The organism is Blastococcus xanthinilyticus (assembly GCF_008124835.1).
GTDB lineage: Bacteria > Actinomycetota > Actinomycetes > Mycobacteriales > Geodermatophilaceae > Blastococcus > Blastococcus xanthinilyticus.
In genome coordinates this window covers 1-14,910 of the sequence record NZ_VNHW01000024.1, presented here as the reverse complement: position 1 = coordinate 14,910, position 14,910 = coordinate 1, and the positions used below count along the sequence as shown (strand labels likewise).

At 75.0% G+C, this 14,910-nt stretch carries 18 protein-coding genes and 1 tRNA gene; 6 read left to right on the top strand and 13 right to left on the bottom strand.

Annotation, left to right across the window (positions count from 1 at the left end):
• Nucleotide 1: 1 nt before the first annotated feature.
• The 3 genes from BD833_RS21760 to BD833_RS21750 all read right to left on the bottom strand — a co-directional run bounded on the left by BD833_RS21760 (nt 2) and on the right by BD833_RS21750 (nt 3,769).
• Complete coding sequence (locus BD833_RS21760) at nt 2–1,483, bottom strand: AAA family ATPase (RefSeq protein ID WP_166535256.1); 1,482 nt, start codon at nt 1,481–1,483, stop codon at nt 2–4.
• A gap of 147 nt (nt 1,484–1,630) precedes the next feature.
• Nucleotides 1,631–2,794 carry an acyl-CoA dehydrogenase family protein gene (locus tag BD833_RS21755; RefSeq protein WP_243737878.1) on the bottom strand — a complete coding sequence of 388 codons (1,164 nt, stop codon included), beginning with the start codon at nt 2,792–2,794 and terminating at the stop codon, nt 1,631–1,633.
• A 120-nt stretch (nt 2,795–2,914) separates the two neighbouring features.
• Nucleotides 2,915–3,769, bottom strand: a complete 855-nt coding sequence (locus BD833_RS21750) for an aldo/keto reductase (protein WP_166535254.1) — start codon at nt 3,767–3,769, stop codon at nt 2,915–2,917.
• 61 nt (nt 3,770–3,830) lie between these two features.
• Here BD833_RS21750 and BD833_RS21745 point away from each other — a divergent pair, with 61 nt between their 5' ends.
• A complete protein-coding gene (locus BD833_RS21745) occupies nt 3,831–4,430 on the top strand; it encodes a histidine phosphatase family protein (protein WP_243737877.1) in 600 nt (199 codons plus the stop codon).
• A 4-nt stretch (nt 4,431–4,434) separates the two neighbouring features.
• Here the strand turns inward: BD833_RS21745 and BD833_RS21740 are convergent, their stop codons facing one another.
• Complete coding sequence (locus BD833_RS21740; protein ID WP_166535252.1) at nt 4,435–5,547, bottom strand: EAL domain-containing protein; 1,113 nt, start codon at nt 5,545–5,547, stop codon at nt 4,435–4,437.
• Nucleotides 5,548–5,672: 125 nt separating this feature from the next.
• Here BD833_RS21740 and BD833_RS21735 point away from each other — a divergent pair, with 125 nt between their 5' ends.
• Nucleotides 5,673–6,293 (top strand): TetR/AcrR family transcriptional regulator, encoded by a 621-nt coding sequence (locus tag BD833_RS21735; RefSeq protein WP_166535251.1) that lies wholly within the window; start codon nt 5,673–5,675, stop codon nt 6,291–6,293.
• Nucleotides 6,294–6,362: 69 nt separating this feature from the next.
• On the opposite strand, the gene BD833_RS21730 is transcribed toward BD833_RS21735, so the two are convergent.
• The gene (locus BD833_RS21730) at nt 6,363–6,653 is read right to left on the bottom strand and encodes a DUF3618 domain-containing protein (protein ID WP_166535250.1); all 291 of its coding nucleotides are present in this window, start codon (nt 6,651–6,653) and stop codon (nt 6,363–6,365) included.
• An 88-nt stretch (nt 6,654–6,741) separates the two neighbouring features.
• On the opposite strand from BD833_RS21730, the gene BD833_RS21725 reads away from it, so the two are divergent.
• Nucleotides 6,742–6,822, top strand: a tRNA-Leu gene (locus BD833_RS21725).
• A gap of 219 nt (nt 6,823–7,041) precedes the next feature.
• Here BD833_RS21725 and BD833_RS21715 read toward each other — a convergent pair.
• The 5 genes from BD833_RS21715 to BD833_RS21695 all read right to left on the bottom strand — a co-directional run bounded on the left by BD833_RS21715 (nt 7,042) and on the right by BD833_RS21695 (nt 11,112).
• Nucleotides 7,042–8,253, bottom strand: a complete 1,212-nt coding sequence (locus BD833_RS21715; protein WP_166535249.1) for an MFS transporter — start codon at nt 8,251–8,253, stop codon at nt 7,042–7,044.
• A 37-nt stretch (nt 8,254–8,290) separates the two neighbouring features.
• Nucleotides 8,291–9,016 (bottom strand): hypothetical protein, encoded by a 726-nt coding sequence (locus tag BD833_RS21710; protein ID WP_166535248.1) that lies wholly within the window; start codon nt 9,014–9,016, stop codon nt 8,291–8,293.
• Nucleotides 9,013–9,570, bottom strand: coding sequence for an RNA polymerase sigma factor (locus tag BD833_RS21705; RefSeq protein WP_166535247.1), 558 nt, complete (start codon nt 9,568–9,570; stop codon nt 9,013–9,015). Before BD833_RS21705 ends, BD833_RS21710 begins: the two co-directional genes overlap by 4 nt.
• A gap of 64 nt (nt 9,571–9,634) precedes the next feature.
• Nucleotides 9,635–10,555 (bottom strand): DUF6910 family protein, encoded by a 921-nt coding sequence (locus BD833_RS21700; RefSeq protein WP_166535246.1) that lies wholly within the window; start codon nt 10,553–10,555, stop codon nt 9,635–9,637.
• A 41-nt stretch (nt 10,556–10,596) separates the two neighbouring features.
• On the bottom strand, nt 10,597–11,112 hold the full coding sequence (locus tag BD833_RS21695) for a DinB family protein (RefSeq protein WP_166535245.1): 516 nt from the start codon (nt 11,110–11,112) through the stop codon (nt 10,597–10,599).
• Nucleotides 11,113–11,268: 156 nt separating this feature from the next.
• Between BD833_RS21695 and BD833_RS21690 the strand changes: the two genes are divergently transcribed.
• Nucleotides 11,269–11,499: a hypothetical protein gene (locus BD833_RS21690; RefSeq protein WP_166535244.1), complete on the top strand. Its 231-nt coding sequence runs from the start codon at nt 11,269–11,271 to the stop codon at nt 11,497–11,499.
• Between the two features lie 49 nt (nt 11,500–11,548).
• On the opposite strand, the gene rdgB is transcribed toward BD833_RS21690, so the two are convergent.
• Nucleotides 11,549–12,160 carry an RdgB/HAM1 family non-canonical purine NTP pyrophosphatase gene (gene rdgB / locus BD833_RS21685; protein ID WP_166535243.1) on the bottom strand — a complete coding sequence of 204 codons (612 nt, stop codon included), beginning with the start codon at nt 12,158–12,160 and terminating at the stop codon, nt 11,549–11,551.
• Complete coding sequence (gene rph / locus BD833_RS21680) at nt 12,157–12,912, bottom strand: ribonuclease PH (RefSeq protein ID WP_166535242.1); 756 nt, start codon at nt 12,910–12,912, stop codon at nt 12,157–12,159. The genes rdgB and rph overlap by 4 nt, the downstream gene beginning before the upstream one ends.
• A 74-nt stretch (nt 12,913–12,986) precedes the next feature.
• On the opposite strand from rph, the gene BD833_RS21675 reads away from it, so the two are divergent.
• Both BD833_RS21675 and bcp read left to right on the top strand, forming a co-directional pair.
• Complete coding sequence (locus BD833_RS21675; RefSeq protein WP_166535241.1) at nt 12,987–13,391, top strand: YjbQ family protein; 405 nt, start codon at nt 12,987–12,989, stop codon at nt 13,389–13,391.
• A 61-nt stretch (nt 13,392–13,452) separates the two neighbouring features.
• Entirely contained in the window at nt 13,453–13,941 is a 489-nt protein-coding gene (bcp, locus tag BD833_RS21670; protein WP_166535240.1) for a thioredoxin-dependent thiol peroxidase, read from the top strand.
• 18 nt (nt 13,942–13,959) lie between these two features.
• On the opposite strand, the gene BD833_RS21665 is transcribed toward bcp, so the two are convergent.
• The coding region (locus tag BD833_RS21665; protein WP_166535239.1) for an HNH endonuclease signature motif containing protein at nt 13,960–14,910 on the bottom strand (951 nt) is incomplete at its 5' end.

Here is a 14,910-nt window from a genome sequence, read left to right as displayed (position 1 = left end):
CTCACCCCGGCGTGCTGCCCAGCAGCGCGCGGGTCATCGCGTTGCGGGTGTCGAGCAGCTCGTCGAGGGCCGCGTCGAGGTCGGCGGCGGAGACCTCGAGCCGCTCGCCCTCCGCGGTGCGCGACGCGGCAAGCAGCGCCGCCCGGCGCAGCAGTTCCTTGAGGAACGAGGCGGTCACCCCCTCCGACCGGGCGAGGACGTCGTCCAGCCGCGAGGTGTCCACCCGCAGCGACCCGCGGTAGAGGTCGAACAGCGCCCGGCGGGCGGCGGCGTCGGGCAGCTCCAGCGCCACCGCCTGGTCCACCCGGCCCGGGCGGGCGGCCAGCGCCGGCTCCAGCAGGTCGGCCCGGTTCGTGGTGAGCACGAACACGACGTCGGCGTCCTCGGCCAGCCCGTCCATCTCGTTGAGCAGCTGGAACAGCAACGGGTGCTGGCCGGGGTGCATGCCGCGGTCCTCGGCGATGAGGTCGACGTCCTCGACGATCACCATGGCCGGCTGCAGCGCCCGGGCCACCGAGCACGCCTCGGCGATCAGGTGCAGGGCGTTGCCGGTCAGCTGGATCACCGTGGTGCCCTGCAAGCTGCTCATCAGGTAGCGGACGGTGTGCGTCTTGCCCACTCCCGGCGGGCCGTACAGCAGCACCCCGCGCTTGAGGTGCTGCCCGGCCGCCAGCAGCCGCGCCTTGTGCCGGGCGACGTCGACCACCTGCCGCTGGATCTCGGCGAGGGTGGCCGGCGCCAGGATCAGCTGGTCGGCCCGCAGATCGGGGCGGCGGTGGAACTGCAGCAGCGTCTGCCCGTGCCCGAAGACCTCCTGCCCGAAGGACAGCACCTGGCCGCGGAAGACGTTGTGCTCCACCGCCGCCGCCCGGATGCCGGCCGCGGCGGCGCCCGCCCGGTCGGGAACGCTGCTCACCACCTGCACCGACACCTGAGGGTGCCCGTACTCGGGGTCGGCGCCGCGCAGCAGGACGGCGGTGCGCACCTCGCCCTCGGTGACCAGGTACAGGCCGCACCGGACGCACGGCCGGACCGCGCCGTCGGGGCCGCAGGCGAGGTTCACGCTGGCCGCGTTGCCGGGACGCGGGCCGAAGGGATCCCGGGGTCCGGCGTCGTCGCCGAGGAGCTCACCGAGCCCGAACGGGCGGTGCTGGTGGCCGACCACCCCGACCAGCCGGGCGGTGCGGCCGGGCGCGGCGAGCCACGCCTCCAGCCCCGCCTGCACGTTGACGTGCTCGTAGCCCGGCCACGCCTCCTCCACGACGTCGAGCCCCGTCCCCGAGCCGCCGAGGTGCTCGACGAGCAGGGCCGACAGCGCCGGCCGCTCGCCGGCCCGCGCCGCTCCGACCACGGCGCGCACGCCGCGGCGCGCCAGCCGGCCGACGTCGGCCAGCTCGGGGCGCAGCGGTCCATCCGCGGCCGGGGGTGCGGACGGGAGCGGCTGGTAGGAGCCGCTGTAGGTGATGCGGGTGCGCCTGGGCACGGCATGGCCTCCTGGTGGGGAACAGGAGGCGGACGGTAGCGGAACCCGCCAGGGCCGCGCGGGAGTTTTCCCTGGGGTCAGCCCCGGCTGGTCCGGGCCCCCACGTACCGGCCCGTCGCGGCGGCGCCGCGCTCGCCGGCCGTCAGCTCACCCACGCGCCATGCCGGCCTCGCGCAGCAGCGCACCGCCGACGATGATCCGCTGCACCTCGCTGGTGCCCTCGTAGAGCCGGAACAGCCGGGCGTCGCGGTAGAAGCGCTCCACCGGCGTGGTCCGCAGGTAACCCATGCCGCCGTGCACCTGCACCGCTTTGTCGACCGCGCGGCCGACCATCTCGGTGCAGAACAGCTTGGCCGACGAGGGACCGACCGAGGTGTCCTCGCCGGAGTCGTAGCGGGCCGCGACGTCGCGGACGAGGCTGCGGCCGGCGAGCAGCTCGCTGTGCATGTCGGCGAGCATCGCCTGCACCAGCTGGAATCGGCCGATCGGCGCCCCGCCCTGCTTGGCGGTGGCGGCGTAGGCGACCGACTCGTCGAGCACCCGCTGCGCCATGCCGACGCACAGCGCCGCGATGTGCAGCCGGCCGCGGGAGAGCACGGTGAGCGCCTTCGAGTAGCCCCGGCCCTCCTCCCCGATCAGCGCGTCGGCGGGCACCCGCACGTCGTCGAAGAACACCTCGCTGGTCCAGGCGCCGGCCTGGCCCATCTTCTTGTCCTTGGGGCCGACCGTGACCCCCGGCGTCGTGGTCTCGACGACGAAGCTGGAGATGCCCCGGCCGCCCTTCTGCTCCGGGTCGGTGCGGGCGAAGACGACGAACAGGTCGGCGATCGGCGCGTTGGTGATGTAGCGCTTGCTGCCGTTGATCAGCCAGCCGTCGCCGTCCCGCCGGGCGGTGGTGCGCAGCCCCGCGGGGTCGGAGCCGGCCTCGGCCTCGGTGAGCGCGAAGGACCCGATCAGCTCACCGGCGGACAGCCCGGGCAGGTACTTCTTCTTCTGCTCGTCGCTGCCGAACCTGGCGATCACCTGGCCGGAGATGCCGTTGTTGGTGCCGAAGAGCGAGCGGAAGGCCGGCGTCGTGTAGCCGAACTCCATCGCCAGCTCGACGTCCTCCGCCATGGTGACGCCGAGGCCGCCGTGCTCCTCGGGGAGCGCGTAGCCGAACAGCCCCATCTCGGCGGCCCGCGCGCGCAGGTCGTCGGGGATGCGGTCCTCGTCCTCGATCTGCTCCTCACGCGGTACCACCGACTCGCGGATCAACTGGCGAACGGCGTCCCTGACCTGACGGAAGTCCTCGGCATCCACGGTGCACATTGTCGCCCTACCGGGCGGCACCGCGACCGGGGGTCCGCCCACCCAGGGCAAAGGAGGCTCTACCTACATCGCGAGGGTGTCGGACGTAGGTAGAGCCTCCTATGCCTCACGAGGCGGACGTCAGGCCAGCGCGTCGAGGCGGGCCATGTCCTCGTCGGACAGCGTCAGCCGTGCCGCGCCGAGGTTCTCGGTGAGGTGGTCGACGGACTTGGTGCCGGGGATCGGGAGGATCACCGGCGACTTCTGCAGCAGCCAGGCCAGTGCGACCTGGGACGGCGTCGCGTCGAGCTCGCGGGCGATGTCGGCCACCGGGCTGTCGGGGGCCGCGAGGTCGCCGGTCGCGATCGGGAACCACGGGATGAACGCGATGCCCTCCGCGGTGGCGTAGTCCAGGACGTCCTGGCTCTGCCGGGTGGTCAGGTTGTAGAGGTTCTGGACGCTGACCACCTCGACGATCTCGCGGGCGGCCCCCAGCTCCTCGACCGACACCTCCGAGACACCGATGTGCCGCACCTTGCCCTGGTCCTGCAGCTCCTTGAAGGCGCCGAGCTGGTCGGCCAGCGGCACCTGCGGGTCGATGCGGTGCAGCTGGATGAGGTCGATGCGGTCGACGTTGAGGTTCCGCAGCGACAGCTCGACCTGCTGGGTGAGGTACTCCGGCCGGCCGCACGGCGGCCACACGCCCGGGCCGGTCCGGGTGAGACCGGCCTTGGTGGCGATCACCAGGCCGTCGGGGTACGGGAAGGCGGCCTCGGCGATGATCTGCTCGCTGACCTGCGGGCCGTAGGAGTCGGCGGTGTCGATGAAGTCGACGCCCTGCTCGATCGCCGCCCGCACGACGGCGAGAGCACCGGGACGGTCGGCCGGCTCGCCCCAGACCCCCGGGCCGGTGATCTGCATGGCGCCGTAGCCGAGCCGGTGGACGGGGAGGTCGCCGCCGAGGGTGAACGTGTCGCTGAGCTGTGCGGTGGTCATGCCAGGGGCCAGCGCGGCGGATCCCGCGCGTGTTCCCGGCCGAGCGTGTTCGATGGGCGCCGTGAGCGACGGGAACGGGGCCGGGAAGATCGTCGTGCTGCGGCACGGGCAGACCGAGTGGAGCCGGAGCGGCCAGCACACGGGGACCACCGATCTGCCGCTGCTGCCCGAGGGCGAGGAGCAGGCGCGCTCGCTGCGCGCGGCGCTGGACGGTCACTCGTTCGTCGAGGTCCGGGTCAGCCCGCTCCAGCGGGCCCGGCGCACCGCCGAGCTGGCCGGGCTGGCTCCCACCGCGCTCGACCCGGACCTGGTGGAGCTGGACTACGGCGGCTACGAGGGGCGCACCACCGCGGAGATCAGCGCGGACCTGGGCCGCGAGTGGTCGATCTGGCGCGACCCCGTCGTCGCCGGGAACACCCCCGGGGAGACGCTCGCCGACGTCGGCGCCCGGGTGGACCGGGTCCTGGAGCGGGCGCGCGCCCGGTTGACCGACGGCGACGTGGCCCTGGTCGCCCACGGCCACCTGCTGCGGGTGCTCACCGCCCGCTGGCTGGGTCTCGACCCCGCGGCCGGTGCCCTGTTCGCGCTGCCCGCCGGCCGCTACGGCGTCCTCGGCACCGAGCACGGGCGCCCGGTGCTCACCGGCTGGGCGCTCGGCTGACGGATCAGCGCGGGCGGGCCTCCACCGGCTGCCAGCGCCCCTCGGGCTCCTCGGCCGGCGGCTCCGGCCGGACCGGCCGGCCGAACAGCCAGCCCTGACCCATGTCCGCGCCGAGCGCGGTGACCTCCTCGGCCAGTTGCTCGGTCTCGATCCCCTCGGCCACGACGACCGCGCCCAGCTGGTGGGCCAGGTCGGTGACCGCCTTCAGCACGGTCCGGGCGCCGTCGTCGGGCAGCTCCTGGACCAGGCCCTTGTCCAGTTTCACCACCTCGGGGCGGACGGCGGCCAGCAGCGAGAGGCTCGACCAGCCGGCGCCCACGTCGTCCAGCGCCACCCGCCACCCCAGCGACCGGTAGTGCTCCAGCACCGAGACCAGGTGCCCGCGGTCGGCGATGGCGTGCGACTCGACGACCTCGAACACCAGCTGGTTCGGGGCGATGCCGGTCTCGTGGGCGACCCGCTCGGTGCTGGCCAGGCAGACCTGCGGCCGGTAGATCGAGGTGGGGTTGAAGTTCACGAACAGGTCGTCCCCGCCCAGCCACGGCACGGCACCGGCGATGGCCGACTCCCGGCCGATGCGGTCCAGGCGGTGCAGCCAGCCGGCCGACTCGGCGACGAAGAACAGGTCGCCACCACCGACCTCCCGGCCGTCGACGAGCCCGCGCAACAGCGCCTCGTGGGCGACGACGGAGCGGTCGGCCAGCGAGACGATCGGCTGGTAGACCGACCAGAACTCCGCCTCGGCGAGCACCCCCACCTCGACGGTGACCCCGCGCCGGGCCAGCTCCACGGCCAGGGTGGGCGCGGTGAGCAGGCGGGCGGTGAGCGCGGCGCCGTCGTCGGGGGGATCGGTGGCGATCCGCACGACCTCCGTCTCGGCGGCGGTGAGGTCGCGGGCCAGCCGGTTGAACAGCCGGTCCAGCCCGGCCCCGCCACGGTCGTCGACGACGTCCACCAGCTGGGGCGCGGAGTAGACCGTGAGCCCCAGCGCCTTGGCGGTGCGGGCGACGTGCGGAAGGACGTGCCCGATCGAGGTCGCCAGCAGCGCGCGCGTGGCGCGGCCGGGCACCTCCCAGTTCTGGCGGCACCCGCAGACCCCGCCGCAGATCGTTCCCACGGACCCAGGGTGACTCACCGGCCCGGCGGGGCGGGACAGGCGCGCGGCGGTATCGGAACCCACTTACGGGGGTACTCGCAGGGGACGTCCAGGTTCCTCACATCTGACATGTCTAAGGTTTCGCCATGGCCGTTCTCCCCACCGCCGACGTCGCCCGTCCCAGCCGCGGCGGCCGGCCGCGCGACCCCAGCCGGGACGGCGTCATCCGCGCCGCGATCCTGCGGCTCCTGGCCGACGTCGGGTACGGGGCGCTCACCATGGACGCGGTCGCGGCGGAGGCGGGCGTCGGCAAGGCGACCATCTACCGTCGCTGGCGCACGAAGCAGGACCTGGTCGTCGACACCATCTCCGACCTGAACCGGGACGAGGCGAGCACGCCCGACACCGGGTCCCTCGAGGGCGACCTGCGGGAGATCATGCGCACCCTGGTGGGGGTCGTGAACGGCCCGACGGGCGCGGCCACGCTGTCGCTGCTGTCCACCGTGCCCCGGCACCCGGCGCTGGCCGAGGCGTTCCAGAAGGGCCCGCTCGCCGTCTGGCAGCAGTCCTTCGAGCAGGTGTGGCAGAACGCGGAGGCGCGCGGGGAGATCGACCCGTCCTTCCGCAGCTCCGTGGCGGCCGAGAGCATCAGCGCCCTGCTCGTGCAGCGCTGGCTGCTCACGCACCGCCCGGTCGACGACGCGTTCGCCGACGAGGTGCTCGACACCGTCGTCCTGCCGCTGGTGCGGATGCGCTCCGGCAGCTGACGCACGAACGACGAGACCGGCCCGTCCCCCCGTGGGGGCGGGCCGGTCTCGTCGTTCGGCGGCGATGCGTCAGCGCTTGCGGTAGCGCACCTTCTCCACGACGACCTCGGGCTCGCGCTTCTTCGGCGAGTCGGCCTTGCGGTGCCGGACCTTCTGCACGACGACCAGCGTCACCAGGAGCCCGACGGCACCGACGGTGGCCTGCCCGGCCGGGGTCTGGAGGAAGCGCTGCACCGCGTCCCGGCCCTGGGCCTTGAGACGCGTCGGGCTGCTGCGGTAGGCGAGCTGGTCCAGCGTCGCCGCCAGCGACTCCCGGGCGGAGTCGATCTCGAGCTGGATCTGTCGTGGGTCGCGAGGCACCCCGCCAGCCTGCCAGACGCCGCCCAGGTCAGCGCGCCGACCGTGTCGGGCAGCACCCGACCGGAGTGCTCCTAGACTCGGCGACCACGCGGGAGTGGTGTAACGGCAGCCACGCCAGACTTAGGATCTGGTGCCTTCGGGCGTGGGGGTTCGAGTCCCCCCTCCCGCACGTCGAGCCCGGCCGGCGGACCGAAGAGTTGCCGGCCCGCCTGCGGTCAGAGCCTCCAGTGCCTGCTGGGCGACCGGCGTCCGTGGCGCGGAGGAGGCGACATGGCCAAGCTGATCTACTCGATGGTCACCTCGCTGGACGGGTACGCCGAGGCGGCGGAGGGCGACCTCGGCTTCGCGGGCGCCCAGGACGAGGAGGTGCACACCTTCATCAGCGGAGCTACCCCGCGACGGCGGGCCCGCCGCGGGCGATGCGGCCCCAGAGGACCACTGCGGCGGCGCCGAGGACGGCGCTGAGGAGGAACGGGGCCTCCAGCCCGTAGGCCGAGGCGACCGTGCCTCCGGCGAGGGCACCGAGGGCACCGGCGCCGAGCACGGCCGTCCGCCAGGCCGCGACCACCCGGCCGAGCACCTGCTCGGGGACCAGCCGGTGGCGGAGCGAGAGCGCCGCGACGTTGAACGTGCCGAACGCGGCGCTGGTGGCCACGACCACTCCCACCGCGGCCCACCGGGTCGGGGCCGCGACCAGCAGCACCGGCGCGCCGGTCGCCACCGCCGTCGACCACCGGAGCACCGGGGCGTGCCGCCGCCCGGCGATGAGCCGCTCGGCCAGCGAGGCGCCGAGGAGCCCGCCGATCGCGCCGGCGGCGAGCAGCACGCCGAACCCCACGGGCCCGAGGCCGAGGCGCGCGTCCGCGTAGAGCACCAGGACGGCGAACCACGCGCTGTCGGCGAGCGCGACCAGCACGCCGACGAGCACGAGGCGGCGCAGCACGCGGTGCCCGCCCAGCCACCGCAGCCCGGCCCGGATCCCGCCCGCCACCGCGACCGGCCGGTCCCCCGGATCCACCGGGGCCCGCAGCGCCAGCAGCGTCGCCGGCACCGTCAGCACGAGCAGGACGCCCAGGGCGGCGACCGCGCTGTTCACGGCGAACGGCAGCCACGCCCCGGCCGCGAACAGCGTCCCGCCGACCAGCGGCCCCACGAACTCGTTGCCGGCCACCTCCCCCGCCACCAGCCGCCCGTTCGCCCGCTCGAGCAGCGCTGCCGGCACCAGGCGGGGCACCGCGGTCTGGGCGGCGGTGTCCCGCACGGTCTCGGCGACGCCGAGCACGAAGGCGGCTCCGGCGACCAGGGGGATGCTCGCGCGGTCGGCCAGCAGCACCGCGATCAGCCCGAGGAGCACGACGGCCCGCGACGCGTCGGCGGTGATCAGCAGCGCCCGCGTGCTCCGCCGGTCGGCGAGCGACCCGGCGATCAGACCGGTCACCAGCCACGGCAACGCGGCGGCAGCCGCGACCAGCCCGACCGCGACGGGGTCGTCGGTCAGCCCCGCGGCCAGCAGGGGGAACGCCGCCAGCCGGATCCCGTCGCCGACGTTGGCGAGCACGGTGGCGCACCAGAACCGCCAGAACGCTCCGCCGAGAGCCACGGAAGCACGGTAGTGCGCGCCTGCGCCGGGAGCCGCGTCACCGCAGCCGGGGAATGCCGACCTGCCCGACGACCGACCCGTCGGCGGCGTACCCGGTGAGCACCGGGTCCCCCTCCGAGGCGGTCGGGAACCAGCCGTGGAACCCGCCGTGGACGAGGACCGCGGGGTAGCCGGAGCCGTCCGGGAGGGTCAGCTCCGCCCGGACGGCACGCCCGGCCGGCACCCAGTAGATGTGCGCCTCGTCGTCGGCGTTCACGGCCGCGTTGCTGCCGAAGGCCTCCGTGCTCGGTTCGGGGCCGCAGCTGCCGCCGCCGTCCTCGAACACCGACGGCACGGGACCGGAGGCGCTCTCCGGGGTCTCGAACAGCGGTGCCACGCAGACCGTGCCGTCCGGGCCGCTCATGGTGACGACGCTGAACAGCAGCCCGTCCGGGCCGGGCGCCGTCGCGTTGCGCTCGGCCGTGGACAGGTCGACGCCGCTGTCCTCGGCCCAGAACGCGAACGTGTCCACGAAGTCCTGGGGCAGCACCCCGGCTCCGGCGGCGACCCCGAGGCCGCCGGTGAGGACGGCGCCGGTGGCCAGCCCCCCGACCGCCAGCCGGCGCAGCCGGAACCGGGACCGGACCGGGGCCGCGGGCGTGCCGCGGTCCAGCAGCACCCGCTCGAGGGCGGCGTCGCGCACGGCCGGTGGCCACGCCGCCGTCACGCTGGTGCGCGGGCGGAGGGCGGACAGGGTGTCGAGGCTGTTCCGGTGCGCGCTCATGCCGGGCTCTCCCATGGCGTCGGGCGGACGGGGTGGGTCGTGGTCGCGTCGGCCGCCTGCAGCCGGCGGCGGGCACGGAAGAGACGAACCGAGAAGGCCGACGTCGAGCAGCCGGCGACCCGGGCGGCCTGGGCGGCCGTGAGCCCGTCCCAGGCCACGAGCAGCAGGGCCTCACGTTCAGCCTGGGTGAGCGCGGCCAGCGCCGCGAGGACGGCCTCCCGCTCGACCGCGGGGACCTCGGCCGCCGGCGCCGGCTCCGCGACGCGCTGCAGTCGTTCCAGCTCGCCCTGCAGGACGGCGCGGCGGTAGCCGGAGCGGCGGTGGTTGGAGATCGTGTTCCGGGCCACCACCAGCAGCCACGGCAGGGGCTCCCCCGGCACCTCGCGCAGCCGCCGCCACGCGACGAGGAACGTCTCGGAGACGACCTCCTGCGCGCTGTCCGGATCGACGTGCCGGAGGGCGTAGCCCATGACACGGGGCGAGTACTGCTCCCACAGCGCGGTGAAGCGGGACGCCTCGGGGTCCGGCGGCCCGGCCGCGTGGTTCTCGCTCATACCGAGAGATGTCCGGGCACCCGCCGATCCTTACGCCCTCTCGGCGGTCGCGTCCCCCGGGGGCTCAGCCGAGCTCGACGCGCAGGTCGAGTTCGGCCGAGGGCGCGTCCGGGTCGTCGTCGTCGACGACGGCGAGCAGGTGCACGACGCCGTCGGCGACCCCGCGCAGCGCGAGCCCCTCCACCTTGTGCACGTGCTCGTCCACCTCCGGGATGGGCGCCACCGCGACCACCGTGCCGCCGTCCACGAGGGCGATCGCGGTCGCGACGACCGGCCCGTCGTCGACGGCGTTGGGCGTGTCCTCGGCCGCCGCACTGATTAGCAACCGGCCGTCGGGCAGCGCGATCGCGTCGGTGACCGCCAGGCCGACGCCCTCCACCTCACCGAGCTCGTACTCGGAGGGGTGCTCGACCGCCACCTCCGAGGCGTCCTTCCGGCCGAGCACCGCGGCGACGAGCCCCTCCAGCGGCACGTCCACGCTGGCGGAGCGGATGCCGGCCATGAGGTTGCCCCGGTTGAACCACCGGACGACGTCGCCGTGCCGGCTCGCGCCCTCCAGGTTCACCGAGACCACCGGCAACCCGAGCCGCTCGGCGACCCGCTCGTACAGCGGCCCCAGCTCGGCCGCGCGCACGACCGGCCGGCCGTCCTCGAGGCGCACCAGCACACCGCGCATCCGCCGGGGCGAGGAGCCGGACCCGAGCAGCAGCGCCGCGGGCTCGCCGTCCACCTCGGCGGGGCAGGCCACCTCCAGGTCGGGCTTGAGGTGCTTGGTGCCGTCGCTCTCCCGGAACGTGTCCAGCCCCTCCACCGGTGGCAGCACCCGCAGCGCGCTCACCCCGCCGGGACGGCGCCAGGCGGCGATCGTCGAGTCGTCCTGCACGACGATCCACCCGTCGCCCAGCGGCGCGACCCCCGAGGCCGCGGTGACCGGTGTCCCGTCGTCGAACCGCAGCGTCCGCGCGGCGTCCACGTGCACTCGCATCGGCGGTCAGTGCCCTGATCGAGCGCGGCTCACGCCCGGGGTCAGTAGTAGCCCTTCCGCCCGTCGAGCAACTCGCGCAGCAGGTCGAGGTGGCCGACGTGCCGGGCCACCTCCTCGATCATGTGCCCGAGGATCCAGCGCAGCGACGCCCGGCCCGACTCGTAGCCCGGGAACCGGCCGAGCTCTTCGAGCGCGGCCGCGGCGGTGATCCGGTTCGACTCCGCGCACTGCCGGTCGTACCCCGCGAGCAGCTCCGCCAGCGGGATCCCGTCGACGCGGAAGTCGGCCGCCTCCTCGTCGCCGAACTGCGGGTTGGGCCCGGAAGGCCGGCCGAGGAACATGACGTCGAACCAGCAGTGCTCCACCCAGCGCAGGTGGTTCACCAGGCCGGCGACCGTCATGAGCGGCGACGTAGGCAGGAGCGCCCGGGAGGCGTCGTCGTCGCCCAGCTCCGCGCACTTGTAGTGCACGAGCGAGCGCTGCAGGTCCAGCCAGCCGACCAGCTGCGCGCGCTCGTCCCCGTCGACCGGGGGCCGCACGCGCTCGGGGAGGGTCATCCCCGGACGCTAGCGCCGGGCAGCGGCGCTGTCAGGCGGGTTTCCGGACGCCGACCGGGTGCCTCCGCTCCCGGGCCGCAGTGCGCCGGTCACCCGCGGGGGTGGCTCCGCCGACCGGGGGCTCGGGTGCGCGGCCGCACCGGCCGATCAGAGGGCATGACCACCAGCGCCACCCGCACCGCCACCTGGCTGCCCGCCGCCATGGCGCGTGCCGCCGTCGTCCACTCCACCTCGACCGCGCCCGCCCGGGGCCGGCACCGGGCGCCGGAGGTCCGCGTCGCGGTGCACGTGGCCGCCGACGAGGAGCTGACGCGGCGCGGCCGGCACGCGGAGCTCGAGGAGGAGGACTCCCTGGCCTGGCTCGGCTTCACCCTGCGCCCCGCCTGATCCGCCCCGCCTGATCCGCCCCGCCTGATCCGCCCCGCCTGATCCGGCGTCAGCGACCGCCCAGCACCTCGGCGAGGACCGGTACCAGGGCGGCGAACGCCTGGCCGCGGTGGCTGCGGGCGTCCTTCTCCGCCGGGGACAGCTCCGCCGACGTCCGGTCCAGCCCGGCGGGGACGAAGACCGGGTCGTAGCCGAAGCCGTTGCTCCCCCGCTTCTCCCGCACGACCGTCCCCCGCCACTCGCGCTCGAGCACCCGCTCGGTGCCGTCGGGGGTGACCAGGGCCGCGGCGCAGACGAACGCCGCCCCCCGCCGCTCGTCCGGGACGTCGGCCAGCTGCCCCAGCAGGAGCGCGGTGTTGGCGTCGTCGTCACCGTGCCGCCCCGACCAGCGCGCCGACAGCACCCCCGGCATGCCGTTCAGCGCATCCACCGTGATGCCCGAGTCGTCGGCCACGGCCGGCAGCCCCGTGTAGCGCACCGCCTCGCGCGCCTTGAGCAGCGCGTTGTCCGCGAACGTCGCGCCGGTCTCCGGCGCCTCGGGGTACTCGGACACGTCGCGCAGGCCGATCACCTGCACCCCCGGGACGGCGCTCTCGAGCAGCCGCCGCAGCTCGGCGAGCTTGCCGGCGTTGCGGGTGGCCAGCAGGAGGCGGGTGCTCATCGGGGCGCTGCGTCGCGGGACAGGGCCTCGGCCTGGATCCGGGTCAGCTCGGCGCAGCCGGCCACCGCGAGGTCCAGCAGCGCGTCGAGGGTCGGCCGGTCGAACACCGCACCCTCGGCGGTGCCCTGCACCTCGACGAAGCCGCCGTCGCCGGTGCAGACCACGTTCATGTCGGTGCCCGCGCGCACGTCCTCCTCGTAGGGCAGGTCCAGCCGCGGCTCGCCGTCGATGACGCCGACGCTCACCGCGGCGACCGACTGCACCATCGGGTTCGGCTTGGCGAGCTTCTTGCGCTCCCCCAGCCACGACACCGCGTCGGCGAGCGCCACGTAGGCGCCGGTGATGGCCGCGGTGCGGGTGCCGCCGTCGGCCTGGAGGACGTCGCAGTCGATGGCGATGCTGTTCTCCCCCAGGGCGCCGAGGTCGATCGAGGCACGCAGCGACCGGCCGATGAGCCGGCTGATCTCGTGCGTGCGGCCGCCGATCTTCCCGCGCACCGACTCCCGGTCGCTGCGGGTGTGGGTGGCGCGCGGCAGCATCGAGTACTCGGCGGTCACCCATCCCAGGCCGGAGCCCTTGCGCCAGCGCGGCACGCCCTCGGTGACGCTCGCGGCGCAGAGCACCCGCGTGCGGCCGAACTCCACCAGCACCGAGCCCTCGGCGTGGTCGAGCCAGTTGCGGGTGATCGTCACGGGCCGGAGCTCGTCGGCGGCGCGGCCGTCGGCACGGAGGGTGGGGCGAGGCTGGGTCACGGGTGCCGACAGTAGTGCGCGCCGGTCGGGGGGGCCGTGCGGCGGAGCGGACGCCGGGCGGCCAGGATCGGGCCATGAGATCGGAACTGCGGGCCGTCCGGACCGGCGGCGTCCCCGTCGTGGTGGACCTGACCGACGAGTGCGCCGAGTTCGTGCGCACCGAGGCGGACGGGCTGCTGCACGTGTTCGTGCCGCACGCCACGGCCGGGCTGGCCATCCTCGAGACCGGCTCGGGCAGCGACGACGACCTGCTCGCCCAGCTCGACCAGCTGCTCCCCCGCGACGACCGGTGGCGGCACCGGCACGGCAGCCCCGGCCACGGCCGCGACCACGTGCTGCCGGCCTTCGTGCCACCGCACGCCAGCGTGCCCGTGCTCGAGGGCCGGCTCATGCTGGGCACCTGGCAGCGGATCTGCCTGGTCGACACCAACACCGACAACCACCAGCGGCAGGTGCGGTTCTCCTTCCTCGCCGGGTGAACGGGAGGTGTCCCGCCGCGCCCCCTGCCACCGGGACGGGCGGACACGGCAGACTTGCGGCATGACCGAGACCGACGCCGCTCCCCTCCGCCTGACTGCCGGCGACCCGGCGCCGGAGTTCACGTTGCCCGACGCCGACGGCAACCCGGTGTCGCTGACCGACTTCCGGGGGCGGCGCGTCATCGTCTACTGCTACCCCGCCGCCCTGACCCCGGGCTGCACGACGCAGGCGGTCGACTTCACCGCCGCGGCCGGCGACCTCGCCGAGGCGGGGCTGGACATCGTGGGCGTCTCCCCCGACCCGGTCGAGAAGCTGGTGAAGTTCCGGGAGAAGGAGAACCTGCGGATCACGCTGGTGTCCGACCCGGGCAAGCAGGTGATGCAGGCCTACGGCGCGTACGGCACCAAGAAGCTGTACGGCAAGGAGGTCGTGGGGGTCATCCGTTCGACCTTCGTGATCGACGCCGAGGGCCGGATCGAGCGCGCCTCCTACAACGTCAAGGCCACCGGGCACGTCGCCAAGCTGCGCCGCGATCTCGGCCTGGACTGAGTAGCGCCGGGCCGCCGGTCAGAACGGTGGCGGATCCTCGTCCGGTTCCGGTGGGGGTGCGGGTGGTCCGGTCAGGACGCGGTAGCCCGGTGGCCGGCTGATCCGGGTGACGCCGGTGGGGGTGATCACGGTGAGCACGCCGTCGTCGCTGGTCGTGTGGGTCCAGCCGGGGGCGAAGGTCTTGAGCCGGTGGTGGCGGCGGCACAGGCAGCAGAGGTTGTCGCAGCTGGTCTCCCCGCCGTGGGCGTGCGGGATGACGTGGTCGAGGTCGGCCCGGGCGGCGGGTGCGGTGCAACCGGGGTGGCGGCAGGTGCGGTCGCGGGCGGTGAGGAAGCGCTGCTGGGCTGCTGAGGGCCGGTAGCGGTCGACCGGGCCGGGCACGCCGAGCACGGGGCAGCCACACGCCCGGCCGGGAGCGTCCGGGGTGTCGGGGTGGGCTGCGGCGTCTGGGCGGGCTGCGGTGTCGGGGTGGGCGGTGCAGCCGCGGCGGGCCAGCCGGGCCGCCTCTCCGGGCGTGGTGAGGGCGAGCAGCGTTCCGGTGGCGTCGGTGACCGCGAGCTCCAGGCTCCCGCCGGCCGGGGCCCGCACGCCGGCGGCGTCGAGCTGGGCGAGGAGTTCGCGCAGGTGGGCGGCGGTGATCGGCTCCCCGTCGACCTCGACCACCGGCGCGGGCGCGTCTGGCGCCGTCGCCGGCGGCTCGCTTCCGGCGAATGCCGCGGGCACTGGCGAACCGGCGGCGAGGAACCCGGCCGGGGTGAGGGCGGTCAGCGGCGCGACGACGGTCAGGTGTGCGGTCACCGACGGCCGCTGCTGCCACGGGCGCAGCAGCAGATCGCCCATCGCACCGGCGCGCAGCATGCCGATCGGGCGGGGATCACCGGCGTCCTTGGCGGCGCGGGCGTACCGGTCCACGGCGTCCCGGCAGGCGGCGGCGTCGGGATGCGGGAGGACGGCGCGCAGCTCGCTCAT

Bases quoted from the DNA above. Each gene is read 5' to 3' on its own strand.
- BD833_RS21705 (WP_166535247.1), bottom strand. From the start codon at position 9,570: ATGAGCGAGAACCACGCGGCCGGGCCGCCGGACCCCGAGGCGTCCCGC.
- BD833_RS21690 (WP_166535244.1), top strand. From the start codon at position 11,269: ATGACCACCAGCGCCACCCGCACCGCCACCTGGCTGCCCGCCGCCATG.
- BD833_RS21750 (WP_166535254.1), bottom strand. From the start codon at position 3,769: ATGACCACCGCACAGCTCAGCGACACGTTCACCCTCGGCGGCGACCTC.
- rdgB (WP_166535243.1), bottom strand. From the start codon at position 12,160: ATGAGCACCCGCCTCCTGCTGGCCACCCGCAACGCCGGCAAGCTCGCC.
- BD833_RS21695 (WP_166535245.1), bottom strand. From the start codon at position 11,112: ATGACCCTCCCCGAGCGCGTGCGGCCCCCGGTCGACGGGGACGAGCGC.
- BD833_RS21710 (WP_166535248.1), bottom strand. From the start codon at position 9,016: ATGAGCGCGCACCGGAACAGCCTCGACACCCTGTCCGCCCTCCGCCCG.
- BD833_RS21700 (WP_166535246.1), bottom strand. From the start codon at position 10,555: ATGCGAGTGCACGTGGACGCCGCGCGGACGCTGCGGTTCGACGACGGG.
- BD833_RS21755 (WP_243737878.1), bottom strand. From the start codon at position 2,794: ATGTGCACCGTGGATGCCGAGGACTTCCGTCAGGTCAGGGACGCCGTT.
- BD833_RS21675 (WP_166535241.1), top strand. From the start codon at position 12,987: ATGAGATCGGAACTGCGGGCCGTCCGGACCGGCGGCGTCCCCGTCGTG.
- BD833_RS21735 (WP_166535251.1), top strand. From the start codon at position 5,673: ATGGCCGTTCTCCCCACCGCCGACGTCGCCCGTCCCAGCCGCGGCGGC.
- bcp (WP_166535240.1), top strand. From the start codon at position 13,453: ATGACCGAGACCGACGCCGCTCCCCTCCGCCTGACTGCCGGCGACCCG.